We start from the raw sequence: 14,104 nt of genomic DNA, 5'->3' as shown, positions 1-14,104 counted from the left end.
TCCGCGGTCTCGGCGCAAAAAAGAGAAAACGGATAAGAAAACGCTCCCGGTCTGCCAAAGCGCAGAGCGGGAGCGTTTCAGGGGGCGTACCGTGGCTTATTGGGCCGTGGCGTCGCCCAGGCTGGTGGTGCTTTCGACGTCGGACGAGTCTTCGGTCGTGGCAGCCATTTCAGCGGCTTCGGCATCGGCGATGGCACGGCGCTCGGCGTCGTCCATGGCTTCCTTGGCCTTGCGCGCCTGGTGGTAGGCCAGGCCGGTACCGGCAGGGATCAGGCGACCCACGATGACGTTTTCCTTCAGGCCACGCAGCTCGTCGCGCTTGCCCATGATGGCAGCCTCGGTGAGCACGCGGGTCGTTTCCTGGAAGGAAGCGGCCGAGATGAAGGAATCGGTCGACAGCGAAGCCTTGGTGATCCCCAGCAGCACGTTGCTGTACGTCGAAGGGATCTTGCCTGCGGCCTGCAGCGCCTCGTTCGTGTTCAGTATCTCCGAACGCTCGACCTGCTCGCCGGCGATGTAGTTGGACTCGCCCGGGGCCTCGACCACGACGCGGCGCAGCATCTGGCGAACGATCACCTCGATGTGCTTGTCGTTGATCTTCACGCCCTGCAAGCGGTACACGTCCTGCACTTCATCGACGATGTAGCGCGACAGCTCTTCGATGCCCAGGAGGCGCAGGATGTCCTGCGGATCGGCCGGGCCGTCCACCACGGACTCGCCCTTGTTCACGACCTGGCCTTCGTGCACCAGGATGTTCTTTTCCTTGGGGATCAGTTCATCCCAGACCTTGCCGTCCGGATCGGTGATCTGCAGGCGCACCTTGCCCTTGGTTTCCTTGCCGAAGGACACCGTGCCGGTGATCTCGGCCAGCATGCCCTTGTCCTTGGGCGAGCGCGCTTCGAACAGTTCGGCCACGCGGGGCAGACCGCCGGTAATGTCGCGGGTCTTCTGGCCTTCGACCGGAATCCGCGCCAGCACTTCGCCGGGGCCCACGTCCTGGCCATCACGCACCTGGATCAGCGAGCCGATCTGGAAGCCGATGGTCACCGAGTGGTCGGTGCCGGGGATCTTCACTTCCTGGCCTTGCGCGTCGATCAGCTTGACCTGAGGGCGCACCACCTTGGCGGAGCCGCGGCGCTTCGGATCGATCACGACCAGCGTGGACAGACCCGTCACATCGTCCACCTGCTTGGCGACCGTGAGGCCTTCTTCGACGTTCTCGAACTTCACCTGGCCGGCGAACTCCGTGATGATCGGGCGGGTCAGCGGGTCCCAGTTGGCGAGGATGGTGCCGGCCTTGACCGTCTGGTCGGCCTTGACCGCCAGCGTCGCACCGTACGGCACCTTGTGGCGCTCGCGCTCGCGGCCGTGTTCGTCATGGATGACGATCTCGCCGGAACGGGCAATCACCACCAGTTCGCCCTTGGTGTTGCTCACGTAGCGCATCGTGGCGTTGAAGCCGATCACGCCGTTGGACTTGGCCTCCACGCTCGATGCGATGGCAGCGCGCGAAGCGGCGCCACCGATGTGGAACGTGCGCATGGTCAGCTGCGTGCCGGGTTCGCCGATGGACTGGGCAGCGATCACCCCCACGGCTTCGCCGAGGTTGATCAGGCCGCCGCGGCCCAGATCGCGTCCGTAGCACTTGGCGCACAGGCCGTAGCGGGTTTCGCAGGTCAGCGCCGTGCGCACCTTCACCTCGTCCACGCCGGCGACTTCGAGTTCCTCGATGAGGTCTTCGTCGAGCATCTGGCCGGCAGGGGCCAGCACCGCGCGCGTTTCGGGGTGCAGCACTTCGTCGGCCGTGGTGCGCCCCAGGATACGGTCGCGCAGCGATTCGATGACTTCACCGCCCTCGACGATGGCGCGCATCAGCGAGCCATTGGAGGTGCCGCAGTCTTCTTCGGTCACCACGAGATCCTGCGTCACATCCACCAGGCGGCGGGTGAGGTAGCCCGAGTTGGCCGTCTTCAGCGCCGTATCCGCCAGGCCCTTACGGGCACCGTGGGTGGAGATGAAGTACTGCAACACGTTCAGGCCTTCACGGAAGTTGGCCGTGATGGGGGTCTCGATGATGGAGCCGTCCGGCTTGGCCATCAGGCCGCGCATGCCGGCCAGCTGGCGAATCTGCGCTGCGGAACCGCGGGCGCCGGAGTCGGCCATCATGTAGATGGAGTTGAACGACTCCTGGTCCACCTCGTTGCCGTGGCGGTCGGTGGTCTTTTGCTTGGCCAGTTGGGCCATCATGACCTTCGACACTTCGTCGCCGGCCTTGCCCCAGATGTCCACCACCTTGTTGTAGCGTTCGCCAGCCGTCACCAGACCGGACACGTACTGCTGTTCGATCTCCTTCACTTCCTTCTCGGAACGCTCGATGATCCCGGCCTTTTGCGGCGGCACCAGCATGTCGTCCACGCAGATGGAAATGCCGGCGCGCGTGGCGAGGCGGAAACCGTTCTGCAGCAGCTTGTCGGCGAAGACCACCGTCTCCTTCAGGCCGCACTTGCGGAAGCTCACGTTGATGAGCTTGGAGATTTCCTTCTTCTTCAGCGCCTTGTTGATGTTGCTGAAGGGCAGGCCCTTGGGCAGGATCTCGGACAGCAGCGCACGGCCGGCCGTCGTTTCCACCAGCGACGTGGAAGGCACGAATTCACGCGTTTCCTTGTCCTTGGTCCACTCGGTCAGGCGCACCGTGATGCGCGCGGCCAACTCGACCTCGTTGGCATCGAGCGCGCGCTGCACTTCGCCGGTGTCGGCGAACACCAGGCCTTCGCCCTTGCCGTTGATGCGATCGCGGGTGGCGTAGTACAGGCCCAGCACCACGTCTTGCGACGGGACGATGGAGGGCTCGCCCGAGGCCGGGAACAGCACGTTGTTGGAGGCCAGCATCAGCGTGCGGGCTTCCATCTGCGCTTCCACGGACAGCGGCACGTGAACGGCCATCTGGTCACCGTCGAAGTCGGCGTTGAAGGCCGCGCAGACGAGCGGGTGCAGCTGGATAGCCTTGCCTTCGATCAGGATGGGCTCGAACGCCTGGATGCCCAAACGGTGCAGCGTGGGCGCACGGTTCAGCATGACCGGGTGTTCCTTGATGACCTCTTCCAGGATGTCCCACACCACCGGCGTGCCGGATTCGACTTCCTTCTTGGCGGCCTTGATCGTCGTCGCGATGCCCATGGCTTCCAGGCGCGAGAAGATGAAAGGCTTGAACAACTCCAGCGCCATCAGCTTGGGCAGACCGCACTGGTGCAGCTTGAGCGTCGGGCCCACGGTGATCACGGAACGACCGGAGTAGTCCACGCGCTTGCCCAGCAAGTTCTGGCGGAAGCGGCCGCTCTTGCCCTTGATCATGTCGGCCAGCGACTTGAGGGCGCGCTTGTTCGCACCCGTCATGGCCTTGCCACGGCGGCCGTTGTCCAGCAGCGAATCGACGGCTTCCTGCAGCATGCGCTTTTCGTTGCGCGCGATGATTTCCGGGGCCTTCAGCTCCAGCAGGCGGCGCAGGCGCGAGTTGCGGTTGATGACGCGGCGATACAGGTCGTTCAGGTCGGAGGTCGCGAAGCGGCCACCGTCCAGCGGCACCAGCGGACGCAGGTCCGGCGGCAGCACCGGCAGCACGTCCAGCACCATCCACTCGGGCTTGATGCCGGACTTCTTGAAGGCTTCCAGCACCTTCAGGCGCTTGGCGTTCTTCTTGACCTTGACTTCGGAGCCGGTCAGATCGCCGCGCAGCTTTTCGATTTCGAGGTCGATATCGATGGCTTCGAGCAGGTCCTTGATGCCTTCCGCGCCCATCTTGGCGATGAACTCGTCACCGTATTCCTTGCGCTTGGCGTCGTAGTCGTCCTCGGACATGATGCTGAACTTCTTCAGCGGGGTCATGCCGGGGTCGGTCACCACATACGCTTCGAAATACAGCACGCGCTCGATGTCGCGCAGCGTCATGTCCAGCACCAGGCCCAGGCGCGATGGCAGCGACTTCAGGAACCAGATGTGGGCGCAAGGCGCGGCCAGATCGATGTGGCCCATGCGCTCGCGGCGCACCTTGGTCTGCGTGACTTCAACGCCGCACTTCTCGCAGATCACACCGCGGTGCTTGAGGCGCTTGTACTTGCCGCACAGGCATTCGTAGTCCTTGATGGGACCAAAAATCTTGGCGCAGAACAGACCGTCGCGCTCGGGCTTGAACGTGCGGTAGTTGATGGTCTCGGGCTTCTTCACTTCGCCGAAAGACCACGAACGGATCTTCTCGGGCGACGCCATGCCGATGCGGATGGCATCGAAATGCTCGTCCGGGGTGAATTGCTTGAACAGGTCGAGTAGTGACTTCATAAACCTAGTCCCTTCGATTAAGAACGTTCGAGTTCGATGTCCAGGCCCAGGGAACGGATTTCCTTGACCAGCACATTGAACGATTCCGGCATGCCGGCCTCGATGGCGTGTTCGCCCTTGACGATGCTCTCGTACACCTTGGTACGGCCCTGCACGTCGTCGGACTTCACGGTCAGCATTTCCTGCAGCACGTAAGCGGCGCCATAGGCTTCCAGCGCCCACACTTCCATTTCCCCGAAGCGCTGGCCACCGAACTGGGCCTTGCCGCCCAGAGGCTGCTGCGTGACGAGCGAGTAAGGACCCGTGGAGCGGGCATGCATCTTGTCGTCCACCAAATGGTGCAGCTTCAGGTAATGCATGTAGCCGATGGTGGTCGGGCGCTCGAAGCGCTCGCCGGTGCGGCCGTCGAACAGGTACGCCTGCGTGCGTGCGGAGGTCAGGCCCTTGCGCTCGGCGATGTCGTCCGGATAGGCGATCTTGAGCATGTCCTTGATCTCTTCTTCCGAAGCGCCGTCGAACACCGGGGTGGCATACGGCACGCCGTTGGTGAGGTGACCGGCCATGGCCATCAGTTCATCGTCGTTGAACTGCGACAGGTCTTCCTTGCGGCCGCGCGAGTTGTACACCTCTTCGAGGAACTTGCGCATGTCGGCCGCCTTGGCCTGCTCCTGCAGCATGTTGCCGATGCGCTGGCCGATGCCCTTGCCGGCCCAGCCCAAGTGCACTTCGAGCACCTGTCCGATGTTCATGCGCGATGGCACGCCCAGCGGGTTCAGCACGATGTCGGCAGGGGTGCCGTCGGCCATGTAGGGCATGTCTTCGACCGGAACGATCTTGGACACCACACCCTTGTTGCCGTGGCGGCCGGCCATCTTGTCGCCAGGCTGCAGGCGGCGCTTGACGGCCAGGTACACCTTGACCATCTTCAGCACGCCCGCGGGCAGTTCGTCGCCTTGCGTGAGCTTCTTGCGCTTTTCCTCGAAAGCCAGATCGAAGCTGTGGCGCGTCTGCTCCAGCGAGTTCTTGATCGACTCGAGCTGCGTGGCCACTTCGTCTTCCGCCGGGCGGATGTCAAACCAGTGGAACTTCTCGACGGAGGCCAGGTAGGCCTTGTCGATCTTCGTGCCCTTGGCCAGCTTTTGCGGGCCGCCGTTGGCCACGCGGCCGTTCAGCAGCTTCTCGATCCGGTCGAACGCGTCGGCCTCCACGATGCGCAGCTGGTCGTTCAGGTCCAGGCGGAAGCGCTTGAGTTCGTCGTCGATGATCTGCTGGGCGCGCTTGTCGCGCTGGATGCCTTCGCGGGTGAAAACCTGCACATCGATCACGGTGCCTTGCGAGCCCTGGTCCACGCGCAGCGAGGTGTCCTTCACGTCGGAAGCCTTCTCGCCGAAGATGGCGCGCAGCAGCTTCTCTTCAGGCGTCAGCGTGGTCTCGCCCTTCGGCGTGACCTTGCCCACCAGCGTATCGCCGGGCTGCACTTCGGCACCCACGTAGATGATGCCGGACTCGTCCAGGCGGTTCAGCTGCTGTTCCGACAGGTTCGGAATGTCGCGCGTGATTTCTTCGGCGCCCAGCTTCGTGTCGCGGGCCATGACCACCAGTTCCTCGATGTGGATCGAGGTGTAGCGGTCTTCTGCCACGACGCGTTCGGAGATCAGGATCGAATCTTCGAAGTTGTAGCCGTTCCAGGGCATGAACGCGATCAGCATGTTCTGGCCGATGGCGATTTCGCCGAAGTCCGTCGATGCGCCGTCGGCGATCACATCGCCCTTGGCCAGCACATCGCCCTTCTGGACGATGGGGCGCTGGTGGATGTTGGTGTTCTGGTTGGAACGCTGGTACTTGATGAGGTTGTAAATGTCCACACCCACTTCACCGGCCACCGCTTCCGCGTCGTTCACGCGGACCACGATGCGGGTCGCATCCACATAGTCCACCACACCACCGCGGTTGGCGGTCACCACGGTGCCCGAGTCCACGGCGGCCACGCGCTCGATACCGGTGCCCACCATGGGCTTTTCCGGACGCAGCACAGGCACGGCCTGGCGGGACATGTTGGCGCCCATCAGTGCGCGGTTCGCGTCGTCGTGCTCGAGGAACGGCACGAGCGAGGCGGCCACCGACACGATCTGTGCAGGCGACACGTCCATGTACTGCACGCGCTCGGCGCTCAGCAAGGTCGACTCGCCCTTTTCACGTGCCGACACCAGGTCGCCCGTGAGGCGGCCTTCCTTGTCGAGCGTGGCATTAGCCTGGGCGATCACGTACTTGCCTTCTTCGATGGCGGAGAGGTAATCGATCTGATCGGTCACCTTGCCGTCCACCACGCGGCGGTACGGGGTTTCGATGAAACCGTATTCGTTCAGGCGAGCGTACAGGGCCAGCGAGTTGATCAGCCCGATGTTCGGGCCTTCCGGCGTTTCGATCGGGCACACGCGGCCATAGTGGGTCACGTGCACGTCGCGCACCTCGAAACCGGCACGCTCGCGGGTCAGACCACCCGGGCCAAGGGCCGATACGCGGCGCTTGTGGGTGATTTCGGCCAGCGGGTTGGTCTGGTCCATGAACTGCGACAGCTGGGACGCACCGAAGAACTCCTTGAGCGCCGCGGAAATCGGCTTGGAGTTGATCAGGTCGTGCGGCATCAGCGGCTCTTGCTCGGCCTGGCCCAGACGCTCCTTCACGGCCTTCTCGATGCGCGCCAGACCGGTGCGGTACTGGTTCTCGGCCAGCTCGCCCACGCAACGCACGCGGCGGTTGCCCAGGTGATCGATGTCATCGACTTCGCCGTTGCCGTTGCGCAGGTCAACGAGGATCTTGACCACGGCCAGGATGTCTTCGTTGGAGAGCACCATCGGGCCGGTGGATTCGTCGCGGCCAATCTTGGCGTTGAACTTCATGCGCCCCACGCGCGACAGGTCGTACGTGTCAGGGTTGTAGAAGAGGCGCTGGAACAAGGCCTGCACCGCGTCTTCCGTCGGCGGCTCGCCGGGGCGCATCATGCGGTAGATCGCCACGCGCGCAGCGAATTCGTCCACCGTTTCGTCGATGCGCAGCGTCTGCGAGATGTAGGCGCCCTGGTCGAGTTCGTTCGTGTAGATGACTTGCAGGTCCTGCACGCCGGCGGAACGTAGCTTCTTGAGCAGCGCTTCGGTCAGCTCTTCGTTGGCCTTGGCAATGATTTCACCGGTGTCGCCGTCGACGATATTGCGCGCCACCACGCGGCCGATCAGGAAGTCTTCGGGCACGCTGATGTGCGTGGTGCCGGACTGCTCCAGTTCGCGGGTGTGGCGGGCAGTGACGCGCTTGTCCTTGGCCACGACCACCTTGCCCGACTTGTCGGTGATGTCGAAACGCGCCACTTCGCCACGCAGGCGGTCGGAGACGAACTCCATCTGCGCGCCGCTGTCCATCAGGCGGAAGTTGTCGTTGACGAAGAAGTTCGCCAGGATCGATTCGGGGTTCAGGCCGATGGCCTTCAGCAGGATCGTGACCGGCATCTTGCGGCGGCGGTCCACGCGGAAATACAGGATGTCCTTCGGATCGAACTCGAAGTCCAGCCACGAACCGCGGTAGGGAATGATGCGCGCCGAGAACAGCAGCTTGCCCGAGCTGTGGGTCTTGCCCTTGTCGTGCTCGAAGAACACGCCGGGCGAGCGGTGCAGCTGCGAAACGATCACACGTTCCGTGCCGTTGATGATGAACGAGCCTTTGTCAGTCATCAAAGGCACCTCGCCCATGTAGACCTCTTGCTCCTTCACTTCCTTGACGACCTTGGACTGCGACGTGGAGGACTCGCGGTCATAGATGATCAACTGCACCTTGGCCCGCACGGCCGAGGCAAAAGTCAAACCACGGGTCTGGCATTCACGCACATCGAATGCCGGCTTGGCGAGGTTGTACTCGATGAACTTCATCTCGACAAACCCATTGTGCGAGACGATCGGGAAAGCAGCGTCGAACGCGGCCTGCAAGCCTTCTACGGTTCTTTTCTGGGGGGCTTTGTCAGCTTGCAGAAACTCGGTGTATGCGTCCTTCTGCATCTGCAGCAGGTAAGGGACTTCCAGCACGCTGTCGCGGCTGCCGAAACTTTTGCGAATCCGCTTGCGTTCGGTATAGGAATAGGCCATGAGATCTCCGGGCAAAGACATGAGTCCTGGGTCTTCGACGACTGACCTGCAAGGGCGCTTCCTTGCAGGCTTGGCGGTTGGCCACTACCAACCATGGCGGACGGCGATGCGTTGCACATCACCCGAACCAAGGTATCTTCTGCTGTCGGGATGGTCAGAAGACACTAGAAAGCAGTGGCGTGGGCACTGCTTTCTGGTGCGCTCTGGGCGTGAACCCCATAAGCACCAAAGGCTGGGAGCCCTTGCGGAGCCCCCAGCCCTGGAATCCAGGCGAATTACTTGAGTTCAGCCTTGGCGCCAGCTTCCACCAGCTTCTTGACGGCAGCTTCGGCGTCGGCCTTGGCAATGCCTTCCTTGACGTTCTTCGGAGCGCCGTCCACCAGGTCCTTGGCTTCCTTGAGGCCCAGGCCGGTGATTTCGCGCACGGCCTTGATCACGGACACCTTGTTGGCGCCGGCTTCGGTCAGCACAACGTTGAATTCCGTTTGCTCTTCTGCAGCTGCAGCAGCACCGCCGCCACCGCCAGCAGCAGGAGCGGCCATAGCGGCTGCGCTCACGCCAAACTTTTCTTCAATGGCCTTCACCAGCTCATTGAGTTCCAAAACCGTCATGCTGTCCAGCGCGGTCAAAAATGCGTCTTTATCGAATGCCATTTTTATTTCCTAACAATTGGTTGGTTGTCTGCCGGGCAATCAAGCCGCGACAGGTTCGGCGGCCGTTTCGGCAGCGCCTTCGCCTTTTTTGGCCGCCAACGCGCCCAGCACAACGGCCGTACGCGAGATGGGGGACATAAGCAAGCCGCAAATCTGAGCCAACAGAACTTCCTTGGGAGGAATGTTAGCCAGTTGCTTAACGCCGTTGATATCCAGGGCTTTGCCACCGAAAGCGCCACCGCGAATCACCAACTTGTCGTTGGTCTTCGCGAAATCGGCCACCACCTTAGCGGCAGCCACAGCGTCTTCGGAGAAGCCATAGATCAGCGGACCGGTCATCTGGTCTGCCACCACGTCAAACGCGCTGCCAGCCACAGCACGGCGAGCCAGGGTGTTCTTCAGAACACTCAGGGTCACGCCCTTGCTGCGAGCATCAACACGCAGTTTGGTCATGTCGGCGACCGTGATGCCACGGTACTCCGCGATCACAAGCGTTTGAGCTTTAGCGGCGAGGCTGGTCACTTCACTGATGACCGCTTCTTTCTCACTGCGATTAAGACTCAAGGTCTACTCCTTAAAATGTGCACTCGGCACAGGCCTCGTACACGCTCTTGTTGCAGCGACCAACTGTTCAGGAAAATTTTCCATCTGCAGCGGGATCGCCATCTGCGTTGGCATCACTGTGGATTTAAGCGCGACCGGTTCGCGCACCAACGGTCTTGGATGGCCTGCGGCGACCGAAGCAGCCGCAGCCCACCACATCGAACCCATCCAAGGACGGATTCGAAGATTTCTTGCAATTACGCTGCGATGGATTGCGTATCCACGCGAACACCCAGGCCCATCGTGGAAGACACTGCCACCTTGCGCAGGTACACGCCCTTGCTGGTTGCAGGCTTGGCCTTGGTCAGCGCTTCGATCAACGCAGCCAAGTTGCCTTGCAGCTTGTCGTTGTCGAACGAGCGGCGACCAATCGTGCTGTGCACGATACCGGCCTTGTCGACGCGGAATTGCACTTGACCTGCCTTGGCGTTCTTCACGGCCGTAGCGACGTCAGGCGTCACGGTGCCCACCTTGGGGTTGGGCATCAGACCGCGTGGACCGAGGATTTGACCCAGCGTACCGACAACGCGCATGGCGTCGGGGGCGGCGATCACCACGTCGAAAGGCATGTCACCGGCCTTGACCATCGCGGCCAGGTCGTCCATGCCAACGATGTCAGCGCCAGCAGCCTTGGCTTCTTCAGCCTTGGCGCCTTGGGCAAACACCGCCACACGGGTCGTCTTGCCAGTACCGTTTGGCAGCACCACGGCACCACGAACCACTTGGTCAGACTTCTTGGCATCAATGCCAAGCTGAACGGCCACATCGATGGATTCGTCGAACTTGGCCGTAGCGGCTTCCTTCACGATCACGACGGCGTCAGCGAACGCGTACAGCTTGTTGCTGTCGACTTTGCCTTGCAGGGCTTTTTGCTTCTTGGTCAGCTTGGCCATTTTATAAACCCTCCACCGTCACGCCCATCGAGCGAGCGGAACCAGCCAGCGTGCGCACAGCGGCGTCGACATTGGCAGCGTTCATGTCCTTCATCTTGGTCTTGGCGATCTCTTCGAGCTGCGCGCGCGTGATCTTTCCGACCTTGGTGCTCAATGCGTTGGCAGAGCCCTTTTCAAGCTTGATGGCCTTCTTGATCAAGGTCGTCGCAGGCGGCGTCTTGATGATGAAGGTAAAGCTCTTGTCTGCAAATGCCGTGATGACCACTGGCAGGGGCAGACCTGGCTCGACACCTTGAGTCTGCGCGTTGAACGCCTTGCAGAACTCCATGATGTTAAGACCACGTTGACCCAGAGCAGGGCCGATTGGTGGGGATGGATTGGCCTTACCAGCTGGAACTTGCAGCTTGATAAAACCGACGATTTTTTTCGCCATGGTTTACTCCTTGCGGGTATTAGCGCTTAGGCCACGGCCTCAGCTCCCCGGGGTTTACGACTCATCAAACAATTCGCACCGAGTCGAAAAATGCGAATCCAAACAATCAGGTTTTTTCGACCTGACCAAATTCCAGCTCTACGGGGGTAGAACGGCCGAAGATCATCACGGACACGCGCACCCGGCTTTTTTCATAATTGACTTCTTCGACAGAGCCATTGAAATCAGTGAACGGACCTTCTTTAACCCGAACCAGTTCACCCACCATGAACTCAATCTTGTGCCGAGGCTTGTCTGTGCCTTCCTGCATTTGGCTGACGATCTTCTGAACTTCTTCTTCAGAAATAGGAGCCGGGCGATTCTTGGCACCACCAACAAAACCCGTCACCTTGTTCGTGTGCTTGACCAAGTGCCAGGTGTCATCGTCCATGACCATTTCCACGAACACATAGCCGGGAAAGAGTCGACGTTCAGTGGTCTTGCGCTGACCATTCTTCATTTCAACGACCTCTTCGGTCGGAACGAGAATGCGGCCGAACTTCTGCTGCATGCCAGCGCGACCGATGCGCTCCACGATGTTGCGCTCAACCGCCTTTTCCATGCCGGAATAAGCGTGAACGATGTACCACCGCAAATCAGGATTCACAGGAGTGGCCGGGCTGGCAGCGTCAGTGCCGCTGACTTCGATAGCGTCCGTCATTACTTTCTCCACCCCAGAATCAAATCGTACAAAACCCATTCCAAGGTCTTGTCAGTGAACCAGAGAAAGAGCGCCATGATGACGACAAACGCAAAAACGTATGCCGTCATTTGAAGTGTCTCTTTCCTCGTGGGCCAGACAACCTTCTTGACTTCACGCCAAGCATCCTGCGCGAAGCCCACAAATTGACGCCCAGGCTCGGACACCAAGAACACAGCCACCGCAATTGCAAGCCCGACAAGCAGCGCAGCCCACTGAACGATCGGCCCCTGCTTTCCAAGCAAATAGAATCCGGCAATCGCTGCAAGAACAATTGCCACCACCGCAGCGAGCTTGGCTTTATCAGCGCCTGTACTAACAGTTTCAACTTGAGACGTGGCCATACTTAACTGTTTTCTTACTTTAAGTTTCGGCATCCACAAGACACCGAAGCCCGCCAGGGCCTGGCGGGCTTGTAATTGCCACGATCAAGTGGCAGGGGCAGTAGGAATCGAACCTACAACCTTCGGTTTTGGAGACCGACGCTCTGCCAATTGAGCTATACCCCTACATTCACGCTTTAAGCAATGATCTTGGCCACGACGCCGGCGCCGACGGTGCGACCACCTTCACGGATGGCGAAGCGCAGACCTTCTTCCATGGCGATGGGGTTGATCAGCTTGACGGTGATCGACACGTTGTCGCCGGGCATGACCATTTCCTTGTCGGCTGGCAGCTCGATGGCGCCAGTCACGTCGGTCGTGCGGAAGTAGAACTGAGGACGGTAGTTGTTGAAGAAAGGCGTATGACGGCCACCTTCGTCCTTGGACAGCACGTACACCTCGGCGGTGAAGTGCGTGTGCGGCTTGATGGAGTTGGGCTTGCACAGCACTTGACCGCGTTCCACGTCTTCGCGCTTGGTACCGCGCAGCAGCAGGCCGACGTTGTCGCCAGCCTGGCCTTGGTCCAGCAGCTTGCGGAACATTTCCACGCCGGTGCAGGTGGTCTTTTGCGTATCACGGATACCGACGATTTCGATTTCTTCGCCGACCTTGATGATGCCGCGCTCGATACGACCCGTCACCACGGTGCCGCGACCGGAGATCGAGAACACGTCTTCCACGGGCATCAGGAATGCGCCGTCCACAGCGCGCTCGGGCGTGGGGATGTACGAGTCCAGGGCTTCGGCCAGCTTCATGATGGCTTCTTCACCCAGGGCACCCTTGTCGCCTTCCAGGGCGAGCTTGGCGGAACCGCGGATGATGGGGGTGTCGTCGCCTGGGAAGTTGTACTTGTCCAGGAGTTCGCGCACTTCCATTTCGACGAGTTCGAGCAGCTCTTCGTCATCGACCATGTCGCACTTGTTCAGGAACACGATGATGTAAGGCACGCCCACTTGGCGGGCCAGCAGGATGTGCTCGCGGGTCTGGGGCATGGGGCCGTCAGCGGCCGAGCACACCAGGATGGCGCCGTCCATCTGGGCAGCGCCGGTGATCATGTTCTTCACATAGTCGGCGTGACCGGGGCAGTCCACGTGGGCGTAGTGGCGGTTGGCCGTTTCGTATTCCACGTGGGCGGTGTTGATCGTGATGCCGCGGGCCTTTTCTTCGGGCGCTGCGTCGATCTGGTCGTATGCCTTGGCTTCGCCGCCGAACTTGGAGGACAGCACCGTGGCGATGGCCGCCGTCAGCGTCGTCTTGCCATGGTCCACGTGACCGATGGTGCCCACGTTCACGTGGGGCTTGGTACGTTCGAACTTACCTTTTGCCATTTTTTCGACTCCGAAAAAAATTACACCAATACAACATAGACGCCCGCACATTTTTTATGTGCGCGCACCTTGAATTTGGTGCCCATGGCGGGAATCGGACCCGCGACCTCTCCCTTACCAAGGGAGTGCTCTACCACTGAGCCACATGGGCATTTCGAGACGATCACACACTCTCGAGACTAACCACTAACTAACTGCAAATTGGAGCGGGAGACGGGAATCGAACCCGCGTCATTAGCTTGGAAGGCTAGGGTTCTACCATTGAACTACTCCCGCATCGCCTTACAGACTCCGCGTTGCGCCTACGCGCCGCTTCATATTTGGTGGAGGGGACTGGATTCGAACCAGTGTAGGCGTAAGCCAACAGATTTACAGTCTGCCCCCTTTAGCCACTCGGGCACCCCTCCGAAGAATCCATGATTGTAGCAGCCTTTTTGCCGCAAAGGAGTTTCCCCTAATCTAAATTGCTTCGAGGAAGCAGATCAACCGAGTGCGATCGCGAGCGGTGTAGATGCGAGTACGGGCGCCGGGTCCGGTGCGTTGGGGTTGGAGAAGGCCCATGTCTTCATAGAAGCGCATAGCGCGGGTGGTGAGGTCGAACTCTTTGGCG

Annotated in this window: 9 protein-coding genes, 4 tRNA genes and 1 pseudogene; all 14 read right to left on the bottom strand. The window is 60.8% G+C overall.

The features are described 5' to 3' along the window. Nucleotides 1-96: 96 nt before the first annotated feature. Entirely contained in the window at nt 97-4,332 is a 4,236-nt protein-coding gene (gene rpoC / locus AVKW3434_RS19700) for a DNA-directed RNA polymerase subunit beta' (protein WP_272566789.1), read from the bottom strand. A 17-nt stretch (nt 4,333-4,349) separates the two neighbouring features. Further along, the gene (gene rpoB / locus AVKW3434_RS19695) at nt 4,350-8,462 is read right to left on the bottom strand and encodes a DNA-directed RNA polymerase subunit beta (protein WP_284407165.1); all 4,113 of its coding nucleotides are present in this window, start codon (nt 8,460-8,462) and stop codon (nt 4,350-4,352) included. A 275-nt stretch (nt 8,463-8,737) separates the two neighbouring features. After that, a complete protein-coding gene (gene rplL / locus AVKW3434_RS19690; RefSeq protein ID WP_272550599.1) occupies nt 8,738-9,115 on the bottom strand; it encodes a 50S ribosomal protein L7/L12 in 378 nt (125 codons plus the stop codon). Between the two features lie 39 nt (nt 9,116-9,154). Beyond that, the gene (gene rplJ, locus AVKW3434_RS19685) at nt 9,155-9,679 is read right to left on the bottom strand and encodes a 50S ribosomal protein L10 (RefSeq protein ID WP_272566785.1); all 525 of its coding nucleotides are present in this window, start codon (nt 9,677-9,679) and stop codon (nt 9,155-9,157) included. A 236-nt stretch (nt 9,680-9,915) separates the two neighbouring features. Continuing rightward, nucleotides 9,916-10,611, bottom strand: a complete 696-nt coding sequence (rplA, locus tag AVKW3434_RS19680) for a 50S ribosomal protein L1 (protein WP_272566783.1) — start codon at nt 10,609-10,611, stop codon at nt 9,916-9,918. A gap of 1 nt (nt 10,612) precedes the next feature. After that, complete coding sequence (gene rplK, locus AVKW3434_RS19675) at nt 10,613-11,044, bottom strand: 50S ribosomal protein L11 (RefSeq protein WP_092941599.1); 432 nt, start codon at nt 11,042-11,044, stop codon at nt 10,613-10,615. Between the two features lie 106 nt (nt 11,045-11,150). After that, entirely contained in the window at nt 11,151-11,744 is a 594-nt protein-coding gene (gene nusG / locus AVKW3434_RS19670) for a transcription termination/antitermination protein NusG (RefSeq protein ID WP_272566782.1), read from the bottom strand. Continuing rightward, on the bottom strand, nt 11,744-12,127 hold the full coding sequence (secE, locus tag AVKW3434_RS19665; RefSeq protein WP_272550594.1) for a preprotein translocase subunit SecE: 384 nt from the start codon (nt 12,125-12,127) through the stop codon (nt 11,744-11,746). Before secE ends, nusG begins: the two co-directional genes overlap by 1 nt. An 89-nt stretch (nt 12,128-12,216) precedes the next feature. Beyond that, nucleotides 12,217-12,292, bottom strand: a tRNA-Trp gene (locus AVKW3434_RS19660). Nucleotides 12,293-12,303: 11 nt separating this feature from the next. Next, on the bottom strand, nt 12,304-13,494 hold the full coding sequence (gene tuf, locus AVKW3434_RS19655; protein ID WP_272549654.1) for an elongation factor Tu: 1,191 nt from the start codon (nt 13,492-13,494) through the stop codon (nt 12,304-12,306). A 76-nt stretch (nt 13,495-13,570) separates the two neighbouring features. Continuing rightward, nucleotides 13,571-13,645 (bottom strand) — tRNA-Thr (locus tag AVKW3434_RS19650). Nucleotides 13,646-13,696: 51 nt separating this feature from the next. Beyond that, nucleotides 13,697-13,770 (bottom strand) — tRNA-Gly (locus AVKW3434_RS19645). A gap of 45 nt (nt 13,771-13,815) precedes the next feature. Further along, nucleotides 13,816-13,901: transfer RNA gene (locus AVKW3434_RS19640), tRNA-Tyr, on the bottom strand. A gap of 58 nt (nt 13,902-13,959) precedes the next feature. Then, nucleotides 13,960-14,104 (bottom strand): annotated as a pseudogene (locus AVKW3434_RS19635) (MerR family transcriptional regulator); the annotation flags it as partial.

Source organism: Acidovorax sp. SUPP3434, assembly GCF_030159015.1.
Taxonomy (GTDB): domain Bacteria; phylum Pseudomonadota; class Gammaproteobacteria; order Burkholderiales; family Burkholderiaceae_C; genus Paracidovorax.
The sequence above is the reverse complement of the archived record's forward strand: the minus strand, read 5'-3'. Positions and strand labels throughout refer to the sequence as shown.

Bases quoted from the DNA above. Each gene is read 5' to 3' on its own strand.
- rpoC (WP_272566789.1), bottom strand. From the start codon at position 4,332: ATGAAGTCACTACTCGACCTGTTCAAGCAATTCACCCCGGACGAGCAT.
- rpoB (WP_284407165.1), bottom strand. From the start codon at position 8,462: ATGGCCTATTCCTATACCGAACGCAAGCGGATTCGCAAAAGTTTCGGC.
- rplL (WP_272550599.1), bottom strand. From the start codon at position 9,115: ATGGCATTCGATAAAGACGCATTTTTGACCGCGCTGGACAGCATGACG.
- rplA (WP_272566783.1), bottom strand. From the start codon at position 10,611: ATGGCCAAGCTGACCAAGAAGCAAAAAGCCCTGCAAGGCAAAGTCGAC.
- rplK (WP_092941599.1), bottom strand. From the start codon at position 11,044: ATGGCGAAAAAAATCGTCGGTTTTATCAAGCTGCAAGTTCCAGCTGGT.
- nusG (WP_272566782.1), bottom strand. From the start codon at position 11,744: ATGACGGACGCTATCGAAGTCAGCGGCACTGACGCTGCCAGCCCGGCC.
- secE (WP_272550594.1), bottom strand. From the start codon at position 12,127: ATGGCCACGTCTCAAGTTGAAACTGTTAGTACAGGCGCTGATAAAGCC.
- tuf (WP_272549654.1), bottom strand. From the start codon at position 13,494: ATGGCAAAAGGTAAGTTCGAACGTACCAAGCCCCACGTGAACGTGGGC.